The organism is Micromonospora sp. PTRAS2 (assembly GCF_054052245.1).
The window spans coordinates 601,758-616,770 of record NZ_JBSWBU010000003.1 but is presented as its reverse complement, the minus strand read 5'-3'; the positions used below and the strand labels follow the sequence as shown (position 1 = coordinate 616,770).

The following is a 15,013-nucleotide window of genomic DNA, read 5'->3' as shown; positions in this document are numbered from 1 at the left end:
GTGGTACCTCCGGGATTCATCGGCCGAGCCGGTTCCGGCGAGCCAGCAGCTTCGCCGCGATCGTCAGGATCAGCACGAGGGCGACCAGGGTCAGCGCCGCCGTCCACGCGCGGGCCGGGGCGTACTTCGACGCGTCGCCGGCCTGCTGGTAGACGAACAGGGCCAGCGACGACTGGTTGTTCTCGAACGGGTTGAAGTTGATCGCCGCGCCGCCGCCGGCCACGAGCAGCACCGGCGCGGTCTCGCCGGCCGCCCGCGCGATGGCGAGCATGACGCCGGTGACGATGCCGGGCAGCGCGGTCGGGAGCACGACCCGCAGGATGGTCTTCCACTTCGGCACGCCGAGGGCGTACGCCCCCTCGCGCAGCGGCGCGGGCACGAGCCGCAGCATCTCCTCGGTGGAGCGGACCACGGTGGGCAGCATCAGCACGCTCAGCGCCAGCGCGGCGGCGAAGCCGGAGAAGCCCGGCCGGCCGTCGTTGAACACCGGCGAGACGACCAGCACCCAGAAGGCCAGCACGAACAGGCCGGAGACGATGGACGGGATGCCGGTCATCACGTCGACGAAGAACCGGATCGCGAAGGCGAACCGGCCCCGGCCGTACTCGACGATGTAGATCGCGCAGAGGATGCCGAGCGGGACGGTGATCAGCGCGGCGATGCCGACCTGCTCCAGCGTCCCGACGATCGCGTGGTACGCGCCGCCGTTGGCGTCCCGGGCCCCGATGTTGTTCATCGAGGTGCCGAAGAAGTTGCCGTCGAGGCGCTCGACGCCCTTGCTGACCAGCGTCCACACCACGGAGGCCAGGGGCAGGACGGCCAGCACGAACGCGGAGTGGATCAGCGCGCTCCAGGTGCGGTTGCGGGCCGAGCGCCGCCCCTCGACGGCGTGCGCGGCGGCGAAGAGGCCGGCCAGGTAGAGCAGCGCGGCGACGGCCACGACGAGCACGGGGCCGCCGATGCCGGTGCCGTACACGACGGCGGCGGCGACCGCGACGGCCCCGACGGCGATGGCCGGCGGGGCGTACTTCGGCAGCCGCTTCGCCCGGAGGCTGGCCGGCTGGGCCGGCGGCCGGGTGCGGTGGTTGGCGACGGTGGTGCTCATGCGGCCGACTCCGTGAACTCCCGGCGGCGGTAGATGATCGCCCGCGCCGTGATGTTGACGATCAGCGTGATGGTGAACAGCACCAGGCCGGAGGCGATGAGGGCGCCCCGCCCGGTGTCGTTCGCCTCGCCGAACGCGTTGGCGATGTTGGCGGCGATGGTGTTGCCGCCGTTCTCGATCAGGTTGAACGAGATGCCGAAGGTGATGCCGAGAGTCATCGCCAGCGCGATGGTCTCGCCGAGCGCGCGGCCGAGGCCGAGCATCACGGCGGCGATGATGCCGGGGCGGCCGTACGGCAGGACGGCGGTGCGGATCATCTCCCACCGGGTCGCGCCGAGCGCGAGGGCCGCCTCCTCGTTGGCGGTCGGGGTCTGGAGGAACACCTCGCGGGAGAGCGAGGTGATGATCGGCAGCACCATGATCGCCAGCACCAGCGCGCCGAGCATGATCGACTTACCGAACGGGCCGTCGCCGCCGAAGATCGGGATCCAGCCGAAGTAGGTGTTCAGCCAGACCGAGAAGTCCCGGACCGGGTTGACGAAGACGTCCCGCCCCCAGAGGCCGAAGACCACGCTCGGCACGGCGGCGAGCAGGTCGATCAGGAAGCCCAGCGCGGTGCCGAGGCGGCGCGGCGCGTAGTGGGACAGGTAGAGCGCGATGCCCAGCGCCACCGGCACCGCGATCAGCAGCGCCAGCGCGGAGCTGAGCACCGTGCCGAAGGCGAGCGTGCCGATGCCGAACTTCGGCTGCGTCTCGTTGGGTGCCCAGCCCTCGTACGTCCAGAAGTTCGCGGTGTTGGCGCGCAGGGCCGGCACCGCCTTGGCGATCAGGAAGACCGCGATGGCGGCGATGATCACCAGGACGGCGGTGCCGGCGGCCAGGGTCAGGCCGCGGAAGGCACGTTCCGCGCCGAAGGCCCGCGCCCGGGGCAGGCCACCGCCGCCGCCGAGGCCGTCCCCGCCGGGGGTACGGGTGCTGACTGGTGCCTCGGCCACACGCGCCGAGGCACCGGCGGGTCGCCCGTGGCCGGAGGCCACGTGGATCCCGCCGGTGCCGGCGTCGGCCGAGCGGGGAGGGGTTTCACCCATCTGCTCGCTCGCTTCGAGTTGAGGGAGGTGGTGGTGTCGGGTCCGGTCAGGAGAGGTTCTTGACCGCGGCCTCGACCTTGGTGCGGACCGAGTCCGGCAGCGGGGCGTAGCCCAGCTCGGTCAGCTCGGCCTGGCCCTGGGCGCTGGCGGCGTGGCCCAGCAGGCCCTTGACCAGCGGCAGCTTGTCGGCCGCGATGCCCTTGCTGCAGACGATCTCGTAGGTCACCAGGACGATCGGGTATGCCCCGGCCTCCTTGGTGCTGTAGTCGACCGACATCTTCAGGTCGTCGCCCTGGCCCTCGATCTTGGCCCCGGCGATGGTCTTGCCGGCGTTCTCGGCGGTCAGCTCGGCGAACTCACCCGCGCCGTTACCGATCTTGGCCATCTTCAGGCCGGCGTTCTCGGCGAAGGACCACTCCATGTAGCCGATCGAGCCGTCCGCGCCCTTGACGGAGCTGGCCACGCCGTCCGAGCCCTTGGCGCCGGTGCCGCCCGGGGCCTTCCACGCCTTGGCGTTCTCGAAGGTCCAGTCCGCGGCCGAGGTCTTGGCCAGGAACTTGGTGAAGTTGTCGGTGGTGCCGGACTCGTCGGAGCGGTGCACCGTCTGGATGGTGGTCGACGGCAGCTTGGCGTCCGGGTTGTCGGCCTTGATCGCCGGGTCGTCCCACTTGGTGACCTTGCCCGCGAAGATCTTCGCGAGCGTGGCCGGCTTGAGCTGGAGGTTGTCCACGCCGCTGACGTTGTAGGCGACGGCGACCGGGCCGATCACCATCGGCAGGTGGATGGCCTGGCCGCCGCTGCACTTGGCGTCGGCCTGCGGCTGCTCCTCGGGCTTGAGGGCCGAGTCGGAGCCGGCGAAGTCGGCGGTGCCGGCGATGAACGCCTGGATGCCCGCGCCCGAGCCGGACGGCTCGTAGTTGATCGTGCTGCCGGCGCACTTCTGCTGGTACGCCTTGATCCACTCGGCCATGGCGTTCTTCTGGGCCGACGAGCCCTGCGCGTTCAGGGTGCCGGTGGCGCAGTCGGCCGCGGCGGCCGAGCCGGACGCGGAGGCGCCGCTGGCGGGCTCGTTGTTGTCCGAGCCGCATGCACTGAGACCGAGCACCGCAGTAAGAGCGAGGCAGGCGATAGTGCCGTGCCGCTGGAGCTTCACCTGAGGGGTTTCCCTTCACGTCTGGACGGGCCGTTCCCGGCTGGGTGGCCCGGGGGAGGGCCGGCGTGACCCGGCTGAACTGAAAGTTAGGAGGGCCAGGTAGCCGGATCGCCGGTCGCAAGTGAACGAGGAGTGAACAGGTGCGGCCGGGCGGGTGGCCGTGGGCTGAGGAAGGGTTGTCCATTTCGTGAACTCGCGGCCGACTATCGCTATTAATGCGATATATCCGGGCAGCCGTTATCGCGCCGAGGCCGTGGTGTGACATCGCCGTGACGCGGAAACCGGGGGAAGTAGAGCCTCAGCCGAGGTGGTAGTTGACGTGCGCGCACCAGCGGGCGAAGCCGGACCGCTCGTAGAGGGCGACCGCCCCGGTGTTCGACTCGTCCACGTAGAGCATCACCCGGTCCAGCCCGCGGCGGCGCAGGTGAGCCAAACCGGCCGAGGTGAGCGCCTTGCCGAGCCCGCCGCCGTGCGCGGCCGGGTCGACCCCGAGCACGTACACCTCGCCGATGCCGGCCGCGCCGGGCCGGGAATGCACCTTGGTCCAGTGGAAGCCGAGCAGCCGGCCGGTGTCCGTGGCGACGGCGAGCAGGAAACCGGCCGGATCGAACCACGGCTCGGCGAGGCGTACCCGCAGGTCGTCCGCCGTCCAGCGGCCCTGCTCGGGGTGGCTGGCGAAGGCCCGGGCGTTGAGCGCGAGCCACTCCGCGTCGTCCCGTCCCGGCACGAACGCGCGCAGCGTCACCCCGTCGGGCAGGCGCGGCTCGGGCGGCGGGTCGGCCAACGGCCGGCGCAGCTGCCAGAGCACCCGGGCCCGGGTGAGGCCGAGGTCGACGCCCAGCGCGGCGGCGGACGGGTGGTCGCCGTGCGCCCACGCGCGTACCGGCCCGGTGGCGGCGGCGAGGACCTCCCGGGCCAGCGCCCGGCCGGTGCCCCGCCGCCGGTGCGCGGGGTGCACGGCCAGCTCCACGCCGACGCCCCCGGCCGGGTCGGTGGTGTCCAGGTGGGCGTACCCGGTCAGGGCGCCGTCCGGCGCGCGGGCCGTGAGGTGCACGGCCGGGGCGTGCGGGTCGCGCAGCCGCAGCAGCGTGTGCTCGTCGAACGGGTCGGCCCCGTCGGCGTCGCCCGCCGCGCGGGCCAGGGCCAGCACGTCGGCCACCTCGCCCGGCGTCAGCAGGTCGGCCCGGGTCACCCGGTCGGTCGTCGGCTCGGCGCTGCTCATCCGACCAACGGTAGCGGGACCGCCGGCCGGGCGGGGCCGGCAGGCGTCGTCGCGTTCGGTGTGGGCCTGGGCGAGTTCCACGGGGGCAGGCGCGACAGCCGGCCCGGGCACCGGCCGTCGGCTCAGGTGGTGCCCGTCGGCAGGGCCTCCAGCCGGAACCGGGCGGCCAGATCCGGCAGGAGGCTGCGCAGCGCGTCCACCGTGCCCTGCCGGTTGCCGCCGGCGTCGTGCAGCAGCACGATCGAGCCCGGCTGCGCCTCGGCGGAGACGTCGTGGACGATCCGGGTCGCCCCCGGGGCCTTCCAGTCCGACGGGTCGACGGTCCAGTGCAGGGGGACCAGCCCCAGCTCCTCGGCCACCGACACCACCGGGTACGTCCACGCGCCGCCCGGCTGGCGGTAGTAGGCGATCTCGGCGTCCGGCACGGCGGCCCGGATCGCCGCGTTGGTGCGCAGCAGGTCGGCCCGGATGACGTCGGTCGACCGCTTGCCGAGCAGCTCGTCGTGGTGCCAGGAGTGGTTGCACAGGGTGTGGCCGTCGGCCACGATCGCCTGGATCAGGTCGGGGTGGCTCTGCGCGTTCTCGCCGACCACGCAGAACGTGGCCGTGACGCCGTACTCCCGCAGCAGCGCCAGGACCTGCGGCGTGTACTGCGGGTCCGGCCCGTCGTCGAAGGTCAGCGCCACCTGCGCCGTCCCGGTGGTGACCCGGGCGCCGAACAGGCCGTCGCCCCCGCTCTCCGGTGACTGCGCGGTTCCGCCGTCCTGACCGGCCTCGGTGGGCGCGGCGGGACCGCCGGCGGAGGAGGGCGGCGCCCCGCCCCGGCCGGGGCCGGTCTGCGCGGGCTGGTCGGCGAAGCTCGGGTCGTCCGCGCTCGCCGTGATCCCGGTGGCCTGCCGGGTCGGGCCGGGCACCATGCTGCGGCCCAGCGCGTACGCGGAGCCGAGCAGGGAGACCACCACGAGGGTGGCGAGCGCCACGAACCGCCCGGTCGCGTCGACGCGCATCAGTGGTCGCCGCCGCTCGGTTGCGGGGGCCGGCCCCTCGTCGCCCCCGTGGTCATCGCACGCACCGTCGCCCCTTTCCTCGGCCACTTCGCCAGTCAGGATAAAACTGGCTAGTGGTGCAAAAGGGGCAAACCGGCAATCACGTGGCTCGGGCTGGCACCGGGCGGGTCAGCCGGGGGACAGGGCCGGGCGGAAGCTGAACGGGCGGTCAGACCGGGATCGGGGCGTGCTCCGACTCGGGCAGCGACCGCGACGGCGGCACGACGAACTTGTAGCCGACCTGCCGCACGGTGCCGATCATCGACTCGTACTCCGAGCCGAGCTTCGCCCGCAGCCGCCGCACGTGCACGTCCACGGTGCGGGTGCCGCCGAAGTAGTCGTAGCCCCAGACCTCGCGCAGCAGCTGGTCCCGGGTGAAGACCCGGCCCGGGTGCTGGGCCAGGAACTTCAACAGCTCGAACTCCTTGTACGTCAGGTCGAGCGGCCGGCCCTTGAGCTTCGCGGCGTACGTGTCGGGGTCGATGCTCAGCTCGCCGGCCCGGATCGAGCCGCCCGCCCCGGACGTGGCGTTGCTCAACCGGCCGACCGCAAGCCGCAGCCGCGCCTCCACCTCGGCCGGACCGGCGCTGGCGAGGATGACGTCGTCGACGCCCCAGTCCGCGTTCAGCGCGATCAGCCCGGCCTCGGTGACCACCGCGACCAGCGGCACACCGAGCCCGGTGGCGTGCAACATCCGGCAGGTCGCCCGGGCCTCGCTCAGCTCCGAACGCGCGTCCACGAGGACGGCGTCCGGGCTCGGGCCGGCAACCAGCGTGCGGACGTCGCGGGGCGCGGTGCGCACCGAGTGTGGCAGCAGGTCGAGCGCCGGCAGCACCACCGATGGTTCACCTGCGCGCGCAGTCACCAGCAGCAGGATCTCCACACGATCACCTCCGTCCCGGCGGCCCTCAAGGCCGCTCGCGACCAGCAGCACCCTGAGGCGGGGTGCGCTGAGAACTTGCGTGGGTCCCGGCGTCGCTGACGGGCGGGTAACGGCTTGAGCGTAACCGATCGCTCCGTCCGTGCCTCCAGGTCGTTTCCCGTTTGTCGGCCTTGCCCACGATCGCGCCGCAGGTTTTAACGTCGCGGAAACCGTGGCCACCGATCCGACACCCCGGTCTGGCACGATCAGGGCGTGTTTCCCTCGACCTCCTCCGAGGCCGGCCGGGACCCGTGGGCCGACGAGGCCCACCCTGGGCCGGCCGGTCGTGCGCACCCACCGGCCCCGCGCACCGGCCCGGACGTCGACGACGACGCCCCTCCGGCACGCCGTGGGCGGCCCCGCCGGCTGCGCCGGGGCGGCGAACCCGCCCGGCGTCCCGACGACGAGGCCATCGACGAGCTGGACGAGGAGGAGATCGAGCCGGTCGAAATACGCCGGCCGCTCGCCCTGACCGTCGCCGGGTTCGCCGCGCTGCTCGGCGTCGGCCTGGTGCTCGGCGCGCAGACCGCCGGTCCCGGGCACCGGCTGCCGTTCGCGCTCATCATCTTCGGCGTGCAACTGATCTTCGTCCTGGCCTGGACGATGGCCATGCGCCCGCCCGCCCTGCTGCTGGTGGCGCTCACCAGCGCCGTGGTGGCCGCCGCCGCCGACACCGCCGCCGTGCGGTCCGACGTCGCCGGCCTCGCCCCGCTGGGCTACCTCGCGGCCGGGGGCTTCCTGCTCGGCGTGCTCGGTCAACTGGTCCGCCGGGTCGACCGCGTCCGGGTCACCGACTCGCTCGGCACCACGCTGCTGATCGTCGTCGGCGTGGTCGCGTTCGCCACGCTGATCGTGCTCAGCCGGATCCCGGCGGGCACCCAGGCGATCACCGTCTGCCTCACCGCCACCGGCGTCGCGCTGACCGTGGCCCGGATCACCGACGCGGTGCTGCCCTGGCCCAGGCTCGCCCCGCAGGTGCCCCGGGGCGCGGCCGGCGTCGTGATCGGCGCGATGGTCGGCACCCTCGCCAGCGCGGTCCTCGGCAGCTTCCTGGTCGGCTTCACCCCGACCAGCGGAGCGGTGATCGGCCTGGTCACCGCCGCCACCGCCGTGCTCGCCGACCTCGCCGTCGGATACGCGGAGGCGGGGCGCCTGATGGCCGGCGAGCCGCCGACGATGTGGGTCGCCCGGCACATGCAGGGCCCGCTCGGCGGCTTCGCCCTGGCCGCCCCGGCGGCGTACGCCATGTGCGTGCTGTTCCTCTGACCGGTCCTCCGGCCGCTCCCCGGCCGCTCCGCCGACCGTCCGAGGGGCGGCCGGCTGGTCGGACCGCGCGGCGCGACAGGCGGTTGGGGCTTTCCCGCTTCGGGTACTCTCCGGGGCGCCGCTCGGGCGGCACCGGTGCCAGGGGCGCGCCGGCACGACAGAAGGAGGCGGCGTGGCGACGGCCCACCCGGCGTACGAGGAACGTCCCCGGCGACGCGGGCGCAAGGTGCTCATCACGCTGCTGGTCCTGCTGCTGATCCTGGGCGGGCTGCTGGTCGCTGCCGACCGGGTCGCCGCCGGGGTGGCCGAACGGGCCATCACCGACCAGGTCAGCCAGGAGATCACCAAGCAGGGCGCCCAGTCCTCGCCGCCCGAGGTCGAGGTCGGCGGCTTCCCCTTCCTCACCCAGGTGCTCGACGGCAGGTACGAGCGGATCTCCATCCGGCTGCGCGACGTGCAGGGCTCGGTGAACGGCGACGCGGTGGCCCTGCCCGAACTCGACGTCGACGCCCGCAACGTGCGGGCCTCCCTGGAGACCCTGCGCACCCAGCAGGGCGACGTGGTCGCCGAGACCGTCGACGGCACCGGCACCATCACGTACGAGAGCCTGGCCGCGCTCCTCAACCGGCCCGGCCTGACCCTCGGCGAGCGCGACGGCCGGCTCGCCGTCACCGCCCCCGTCGACATCCTCGGGCAGAAGCTGACGCTCACCGGGACCGCCGACGTGACCGTCGGCAAGGAGGGCGCGATCTCGCTGCGCTTCAACGACGTCGACGCCGAGGGGCTGCCGAACATCCCGATGGCCCGCAACATGCTGCGGGGCATCGCCCAGGACATCTCGATCGACGTCCCCCTGCCCGACCTGCCGTTCCAGCTCGCGGTGCGCGAGGTCAAGCCGCTGCCGCAGGGCCTCGCGGTGACCGCAGCCGCCAAGGACGTCCCGATCAACTCGGCCGGCTGACCGCCCGCGCCCGTCCGCACGGCGTGCGCCCGGCCGGCGACTGTCGGTCGGGACGGGCGTCCCGGATGCTGGTCGGGCCGGTGGCGGGATCCGGGATCGCTGGTAGTGTCCCTGCTCATGGGGACGCTCCTCACCAAACGGCGCGCGGTCGACCTGTGCCGCGTGGCCACCTGCCTGTGTCGCCCCGTCATCTGACGGCGGGGCTGTCCTCGGCCGCCTGACGGCGGCCACCGGCCACAGGGTCTGCGTACCCTCCCGGTTCTTCCCCCTGAACGCCCGGCAGCGGCGCCGTCGCACGAACCCGTGATCCCGTCCTTCCTCTGGGTCCCGCGCGGGGTGCGACAGCTACAGACTTCGTACTCGCGCAGGCTCACCATCCACCTCACCAGGGAGTGATCTGATGAGTCGCGACACCGCACTCGTCTCGGCCGAGTGGGCCGAGAAGAACATCGACGCCCCGGGCGTCGTCTTCGTCGAGGTCGACGAAGACACCTCGGCCTACGACACCGGCCACATCGCCGGCGCCATCAAGCTCGACTGGCGCACCGACCTGCAGGACCCGGTCCGCCGGGACTTCGTCAACAAGTCCCAGTTCGAGGCGCTGCTCTCCGAGCGCGGCATCTCCAACGACGACGTCGTCGTCCTGTACGGCGGCAACAACAACTGGTTCGCCGCGTACGCGTACTGGTACTTCAAGCTCTACGGCCACCGCGACGTCAAGCTGCTCGACGGCGGCCGCAAGAAGTGGGAGCTGGACGCCCGCCCGCTGGTGACCGACGCGGTGACCCGCCCGGCCACCCAGTACGTCGCGCAGGAGCCGGACACCTCGATCCGTGCCTTCCGCGACGAGGTCGTCGCCGCGATCGGCACCAAGAACCTGGTCGACGTGCGCAGCCCCGACGAGTTCGCCGGCCGGCTGCTCGCCCCCGCCCACCTCCCGCAGGAGCAGGCCCAGCGCGCCGGTCACATCCCCACCGCGATCAGCGTGCCGTGGTCCAAGGCGGCGAACGAGGACGGCACCTTCAAGTCCGACGACGAACTGCGCAAGATCTACGCCGCGGCCGGGCTGGACGACAGCAAGGAGACCATCGCCTACTGCCGGATCGGCGAGCGCTCCTCGCACACCTGGTTCGTGCTCCAGGAGCTGCTCGGCCACGCCAACGTGAAGAACTACGACGGATCCTGGACCGAGTACGGCTCGCTGGTCGGCGTGCCGGTCGCGCTCGGCGACGAGCCCGGGGAGGCCTGAGCCATGACTGCTCCCACCGCTCCTACCGCTGCCGGGTGCGCCGCGCCCGACCAGGCCGCCCCGCTGCCGGCCAGCCTGGACCTGGAGAAGGAGACCGTCATCACCGGTGCCGTCCGGTCCGAGGCGGGCGACGCCGTCGCGGGCGCGTACGTCCGGCTGCTCGACTCGACCGGTGAGTTCACCGCCGAGGTGGTCACCTCCCCGGCCGGCCAGTTCCGGTTCTTCGCCGCCCCGGGCACCTGGACGCTGCGGGCGCTGTCCCGGCACGGCAACGGCGACACCACCGTGACCGCCGCGCGCGGCATCAACGAGGTAACGGTCACCGTAGCGCCGTAGGTGCAAGGAAGGGCCCCCTGTTAACGCTTTCTGTATAGGAGGGGCCCCCTCCTAACACCTCGGCACCGCACGCGCATCGGCTCGGGCCGGTCGCCCCGCACAAGGGGTGACCGGCCCGAGCCGTGCCGGTTCCCGGGAGCGCGTCACGAGGTGCAGCCGCCGGCATGATCGACGCGACGCACGCAGCGGCGTCGACCGCCGAGCCGCCGGTCGCAGAAGACCTGGTGCTGCGCGTCCGGCGCGCCCTCCTCCGACACCGTCGTCTCGCCGAGCACCAGCTCCGGCAGGAACGCCAGCGACCGGCCGATCGCGCGGGCCAGCAGCCGCGCCGCCGGCAGGTCGTCGGCGGCGACAGTCAGGTGTACGACGTACCGCTCGCGCCCGGTCGCGGCGGTCACCCGCGCACCACCCGGGGCCCGAACCGGGACTGCCAGTCGCGGAGCGCGCCCTTGATCCGCGCGTTCTCCTCCGGGGTACGGGCCAACTCGGCGTGCAGCGCGGCCAGCTCGTCGGCGATCCGGCGCAGGTAGCCGTCCACCTCGGCCGGGTCCAGCCCGCTGCGGCAGCGGCCGAACCGTTGCTGCCGCACCTGCGTGGCGCAGAGCGGCCGGTACGCCGCCGACCGGTGATGGTGGCCCGCGTTGCGCCGCCCCGGTGGCCCGGATCGGGCGGTGGAGCGGATGGCGGGCCGGTTGTCGACATGGCTGCTCGTGGGTCGGCTGGTGGCGCGGTGCCGGGCCGGTGGCCGGCGGTCGGGGGGTCGCTCGGCTACCGCAGCTCGGCGGGTAGTCGTCGACCGGCTCGGGCGCAACAGCCGCAGGAGCATGCGCACGATGAGGACCACCTCTCCGCAAGGGCAGCCGGGAACGGTGCTGCCGGGGAAGGCGGTCGGGGCGGGCGTATCCCTTCCAGCTTCGACACCCGCCCCGACCGGGGGAAGAGCCCTACTCGTTGCCACGCGAGGAGCGCTCACCGCCCAACTTATTTGAGGAACTGGAAAGAGTCAACGACCGCTTGCTGTGCGTGGTTGCAGGTGGTGATCGGGGCGTGATCGAATCGGAGGTGCCACGCGAGGAGTGCCATGCCTGCGACACCGGACTACATCCGGATCTCTGACGAGATAGTTGCCGACGTCAGGTCGGGTAAGTACAAGCCGGGGGACAAGCTGCCCTCGATCAGTGAGCAGTGCAGCCGGTTCAAGGTCAGCGCGTCGACGATCAACCTCGTCAACGTGCGGCTGGAGGCGCTCGGGGTGATCAGCCGTCACCAGGGCAAGGGCATCTTCGTCACCGATCCGGAGACGTGGCTGCGCAAGCCCTGACCGCGCCCAGCCCCTGCCAGCGAGCGGCAGTCAGCGTAGATCTTGGAAGATTTCGGCCCCCAGAGGGGCCATAAACTTCCAAGATCTCCCATTTGCGGGGCGGCAGGGTGCCGTTCCCTACCCGTCCGACGCCTGCTCGGCGGCCCGCTGCACCCGGGCGTGGTGCTCCGCCCATCGGCTCGCCTCGGCGTACGGCAGGTTGTCGATGTCCCGCAGCAGCCCGGCGGTGCCGTCGATCGCCTCCCGGACGATGTCCGCGTGCCCGGCATGCCGGTGGCTCTCGGCGGTCACGTGCACCAGGACCCCGTGCAGGGTCAGCCGGTTGCGGCCGGCCGGCCACCAGGGGACGGTGCCGATCGCGTCGAGCGGCAGCGCCTCGATCGTCGCGTCGGCGTGTGCCCAGGCCCGACGGTAGAGCGCCACGATCTGCTCGCGGGACTCGTCGGCGGTCGCCCACATGTCCGCGTTGGGGTCGGTGTCGGAGTCGAGCCAGGGCATCGACTCGTCGTGCGGCCGGCCGAACGTCGGCCCGAAGTAGCCGAACTCGACGCCGGCCAGGTGCTTGACCAGCCCCAGCAGGTTGGTGCCGGTCGGGGTCACGGGCCGGCGGATGTCGTACTCGGAGAGCCCGTCGAGCTTCCACAGCAGGGCCTCGCGGGCGTCACAAAGGTATCGGTGCAGGTCGGCCTTGGCGTCGAGTGGCGTCATCCGCACACCCTCCCACCCGCACTCCCGCCCCCGCCGCCCCTCCCGCCCCTGCCGCCCCCACCCTGCCCGCGCCGATCTTGCACTTAGGGCCCCGATCCTGTCTCTTTTGCCGCTTATGCGGGGGCCGAAACTGCAAGATCGCGGGGGAGCGGGGGCGGGACGGGCGGGGGCGGGGAGCAGGGGCAGGCGGGGGTCAGTTGCCTCGGCGGCGGAGCTTGGCGCCCCACTGGGCCACCGTCACCAGCAGCGCGCCGATGCCGAGGGCGAGTGCGCCGATCAGGCCGACGGCCGCCGTGGAGGCGCCCGTCACCGGCAGATCCTGGCTCGCGGACATGTTCACCTCCCTTACGCGTCGGTCGTGGCGGGGACGGCGAAGCGGGTGGGGGAGGCCCACACGCACCGGTCCACCGTTGGCTGGCGGATGGCCTTGACCAGGGCGTGCACCAGGATCACCCGGTACAGCAGGTCGGCCAGCACGATCGTCGGCAGGAACAGCAGCAGACGGGGGCGGCGCAGCCGCCAGGCGGCGAGCGCGACCCAGAGCCCCTGGCCGGCGAGCAGGAGCAGCAGGCCCGTGCCGAGGCCGGGCCCGGCGGTGGCGAGCAGCCACAGCGTGAGCGGCGCGCCGAGCACGTAGAGCAGCCAGTGGGCCATGAGCAGCACGTACGCGTAGTCGAAGCGGGTGTTCCGGCGGCCGACGCGGTGCCCGATGATGCCCTGGAAGGTGCCCCACAGCCAGCGCAGGTTCTGCTTGTACCAGTCCCGGCCGTTCGTCGGGTCCTGCAGCAGCGCGGTGGCGCGGGGGGCGTACACGACGCGGCCGAGGCCCCGGCGGTGCGTCTCCAGCACCCAGTACGTGTCGTCGACGATGTACGGCGGCTGCTGCGGCAGCAGCACGTCGAGCAGCTCGGTGCGGTAGATCGAGTTCGAGCCGGAGATGCAGTTCATGACGTTGAAGTGGCTCTGGATGCGGCGTACGACGGCCTGGTAGTTCCAGTAGCTGTAGGCGCGCTTGGCCAGCCACGGGTTCCACCGCCGCTCCGGCGGCCACCAGGTGACGTTGTGCCCGACGACGATCGCCACCCGCTCGGTGAGGTGCGCCAGCGCGGCGGTGACGAAGTCGGGCGCGACCAGCACGTCGTCGTCGAGGATGGCGACGGCCCGGTACGCGGTGCCGAGCCCGAACCGGACGTATCCGGCGTGCAGGGCGGCGGGCTTGCCGACGTTCTCCGTGAGCTCCAGCACCTCGGCCCCGGCCTCGGCGGCCTCCCGCGCGGTCGCGTCGGTGGAGGCGTCGGAGACCACGTACACCTGGGCGCCGGTGGCGCGGGCGGCCCGCACCGCCCCGGCGATCGTCGCCGCCCCGTTCCGGCAGGCGATCATGATGGCCACCTCGTCGGGGGCGACCGGCCGGTACCGGGGGAACTCGGGGCGCTCGCCGTGCCGGGTGACCCGCTCGGGGCGGAGGAAGCCGTAGCCGAAGGCGGCCACGATGAGGAACAGGACGATCCCACCGAGAGTAATCGTGGAGATCAGGAAAACTTCCCGCATGAGGCCCATTTCGCAGGTGAGGGGGTATGCGAAAGCCGCTCACGTTGCGGCGCTGCGGTAACGCTACGTGTTCTTCAGGCGGTCGCCAAATGTCGGCCCGGGTTCTGGCCGTTCGGCTGACCCGCCGTCGCCGGCCGGCGGAGTCGTGGCCGGTCAGGGGTGTGAAGCGCCGCGCGCCGGCCGGGCGTTGGGCCCCGCGTGACACGATGAGCGGGTGAGTGGTGCTGCCCCTGCCGGATACGCCCCGCCGACCGGCCCCGGCGGAAGCGGAGAGCCGATGCCGCCGGCCCGCCGGTCCCGTTGGCTGCTCGTGGCGACCGTGGCCTGGGCGGTGCTGCTCGGCGTACTCACCTGGGTCTCGGTCCGCGACGACGGGCCGACGGTCCGCGAGCAGCGCAGCCTGGCCCAGGCCGGGCCGGTGGTCGACCGCGCGGTGGGCGAGCTGGTCGCGGCGGCCGGCGACCGGGCGGTCGCGCTCACGCCGGCCCGCACGGAGCCCGGCTGCCGGGTGACCCCCCTGCTCGACGGCGCGACCCTGGAGCGCGGCGTGGAGATCCTCGACCCCGCCGCCGACCCCCGCGCGGTGCTCACCGAGGTCGCCGACCGGCTGCCGGCCGGCTGGGAGGCCGGGGTCCGGGTGACCGGCGACGGCCCCCGGCTGCGGGCCGACGCGGGGGAGTTCGTGCTGGTCGAGGGCCGCCCGGCCGGCGACGGCCGGCTCCGGCTGACCGTCCGCACCGGGTGCCGGCCCGTCGGCGACGGCTACCGCCCGCCGTCCGCGCAGGGCGGCCCGGAGGCGGACGCGCTCGCCGCCGCCCTGCGGGCGCTGGCCGCCCCCGCAGCGCCGGCCCCCGAGCTGCTCGCCGCGCCGTGCCCCGGCGGCGACCGCCAGGCCCGCACCGCCCGCGTCACCCTCGACCCCGCCCCGGCCGCGCCGGCCACCGCGCTCGCCCCGGCCGCCGGCCGCGCGGTCCTGTTCGACACCCCCGAGGGGTACGCCTACCGTGCCGGCGCGGTCACGGTGGCCCTGACCGGCGGCGACCTCACCGCCACCACGCCCTGCCCCTGACGCCCACCCGCCACGC

Annotated in this window: 17 protein-coding genes and 1 pseudogene; 7 read left to right on the top strand and 11 right to left on the bottom strand. The window is 73.3% G+C overall.

The features are described 5' to 3' along the window. Positions 1-16: 16 nt before the first annotated feature. From pstA to ACVMYR_RS13640, 6 genes are all read right to left on the bottom strand, one after another. Entirely contained in the window at positions 17-1,105 is a 1,089-nt protein-coding gene (pstA, locus tag ACVMYR_RS13665; protein ID WP_178066555.1) for a phosphate ABC transporter permease PstA, read from the bottom strand. Further along, entirely contained in the window at positions 1,102-2,193 is a 1,092-nt protein-coding gene (gene pstC, locus ACVMYR_RS13660) for a phosphate ABC transporter permease subunit PstC (protein WP_396789683.1), read from the bottom strand. The genes pstA and pstC overlap by 4 nt, the downstream gene beginning before the upstream one ends. Positions 2,194-2,239: 46 nt before the next feature. Beyond that, the gene (pstS, locus tag ACVMYR_RS13655; RefSeq protein WP_396789684.1) at positions 2,240-3,346 is read right to left on the bottom strand and encodes a phosphate ABC transporter substrate-binding protein PstS; all 1,107 of its coding nucleotides are present in this window, start codon (positions 3,344-3,346) and stop codon (positions 2,240-2,242) included. 298 nt (positions 3,347-3,644) lie between these two features. Next, complete coding sequence (gene mshD, locus ACVMYR_RS13650; RefSeq protein ID WP_457121936.1) at positions 3,645-4,568, bottom strand: mycothiol synthase; 924 nt, start codon at positions 4,566-4,568, stop codon at positions 3,645-3,647. A 122-nt stretch (positions 4,569-4,690) separates the two neighbouring features. Further along, the gene (locus ACVMYR_RS13645; RefSeq protein ID WP_091285715.1) at positions 4,691-5,575 is read right to left on the bottom strand and encodes a polysaccharide deacetylase family protein; all 885 of its coding nucleotides are present in this window, start codon (positions 5,573-5,575) and stop codon (positions 4,691-4,693) included. 208 nt (positions 5,576-5,783) lie between these two features. Next, positions 5,784-6,497: a winged helix-turn-helix transcriptional regulator gene (locus ACVMYR_RS13640; RefSeq protein WP_043965210.1), complete on the bottom strand. Its 714-nt coding sequence runs from the start codon at positions 6,495-6,497 to the stop codon at positions 5,784-5,786. A 252-nt stretch (positions 6,498-6,749) separates the two neighbouring features. Between ACVMYR_RS13640 and ACVMYR_RS13635 the strand changes: the two genes are divergently transcribed. The 5 genes from ACVMYR_RS13635 to ACVMYR_RS13615 all read left to right on the top strand — a co-directional run bounded on the left by ACVMYR_RS13635 (position 6,750) and on the right by ACVMYR_RS13615 (position 10,348). Continuing rightward, the gene (locus tag ACVMYR_RS13635; protein WP_091285717.1) at positions 6,750-7,802 is read left to right on the top strand and encodes a hypothetical protein; all 1,053 of its coding nucleotides are present in this window, start codon (positions 6,750-6,752) and stop codon (positions 7,800-7,802) included. Between the two features lie 172 nt (positions 7,803-7,974). Next, entirely contained in the window at positions 7,975-8,763 is a 789-nt protein-coding gene (locus ACVMYR_RS13630; RefSeq protein WP_457121935.1) for an LmeA family phospholipid-binding protein, read from the top strand. A gap of 117 nt (positions 8,764-8,880) precedes the next feature. Further along, positions 8,881-8,958 (top strand): Ms5788A family Cys-rich leader peptide, encoded by a 78-nt coding sequence (locus tag ACVMYR_RS13625; protein ID WP_311202345.1) that lies wholly within the window; start codon positions 8,881-8,883, stop codon positions 8,956-8,958. 205 nt (positions 8,959-9,163) lie between these two features. Beyond that, the gene (locus tag ACVMYR_RS13620) at positions 9,164-10,012 is read left to right on the top strand and encodes a sulfurtransferase (protein ID WP_043965215.1); all 849 of its coding nucleotides are present in this window, start codon (positions 9,164-9,166) and stop codon (positions 10,010-10,012) included. A gap of 3 nt (positions 10,013-10,015) precedes the next feature. Continuing rightward, positions 10,016-10,348 carry a DUF1416 domain-containing protein gene (locus ACVMYR_RS13615; RefSeq protein WP_077938151.1) on the top strand — a complete coding sequence of 111 codons (333 nt, stop codon included), beginning with the start codon at positions 10,016-10,018 and terminating at the stop codon, positions 10,346-10,348. Positions 10,349-10,497: 149 nt separating this feature from the next. On the opposite strand, the pseudogene ACVMYR_RS13610 reads toward ACVMYR_RS13615, so the two are convergent. Continuing rightward, a pseudogene (locus tag ACVMYR_RS13610) lies at positions 10,498-10,746 on the bottom strand (hypothetical protein); the annotation flags it as partial. Beyond that, positions 10,743-11,180 carry a DivIVA domain-containing protein gene (locus ACVMYR_RS13605; RefSeq protein WP_457121934.1) on the bottom strand — a complete coding sequence of 146 codons (438 nt, stop codon included), beginning with the start codon at positions 11,178-11,180 and terminating at the stop codon, positions 10,743-10,745. The pseudogene ACVMYR_RS13610 and the gene ACVMYR_RS13605, both read right to left, overlap by 4 nt. A 249-nt stretch (positions 11,181-11,429) precedes the next feature. On the opposite strand from ACVMYR_RS13605, the gene ACVMYR_RS13600 reads away from it, so the two are divergent. After that, the gene (locus tag ACVMYR_RS13600) at positions 11,430-11,669 is read left to right on the top strand and encodes a winged helix-turn-helix domain-containing protein (RefSeq protein WP_077938152.1); all 240 of its coding nucleotides are present in this window, start codon (positions 11,430-11,432) and stop codon (positions 11,667-11,669) included. A gap of 117 nt (positions 11,670-11,786) precedes the next feature. Here ACVMYR_RS13600 and ACVMYR_RS13595 read toward each other — a convergent pair whose 3' ends face one another. From ACVMYR_RS13595 to ACVMYR_RS13585, 3 genes are all read right to left on the bottom strand, one after another. Continuing rightward, positions 11,787-12,377: a DinB family protein gene (locus ACVMYR_RS13595; protein ID WP_457121933.1), complete on the bottom strand. Its 591-nt coding sequence runs from the start codon at positions 12,375-12,377 to the stop codon at positions 11,787-11,789. A 193-nt stretch (positions 12,378-12,570) separates the two neighbouring features. Continuing rightward, the gene (locus tag ACVMYR_RS13590) at positions 12,571-12,711 is read right to left on the bottom strand and encodes a hypothetical protein (protein ID WP_176734426.1); all 141 of its coding nucleotides are present in this window, start codon (positions 12,709-12,711) and stop codon (positions 12,571-12,573) included. Between the two features lie 11 nt (positions 12,712-12,722). Next, positions 12,723-13,928, bottom strand: coding sequence for a glycosyltransferase (locus tag ACVMYR_RS13585; RefSeq protein WP_077938164.1), 1,206 nt, complete (start codon positions 13,926-13,928; stop codon positions 12,723-12,725). 277 nt (positions 13,929-14,205) lie between these two features. Between ACVMYR_RS13585 and ACVMYR_RS13580 the strand changes: the two genes are divergently transcribed. Next, positions 14,206-14,997, top strand: a complete 792-nt coding sequence (locus ACVMYR_RS13580) for a hypothetical protein (RefSeq protein ID WP_457121932.1) — start codon at positions 14,206-14,208, stop codon at positions 14,995-14,997. Positions 14,998-15,013 lie beyond the last annotated feature (16 nt).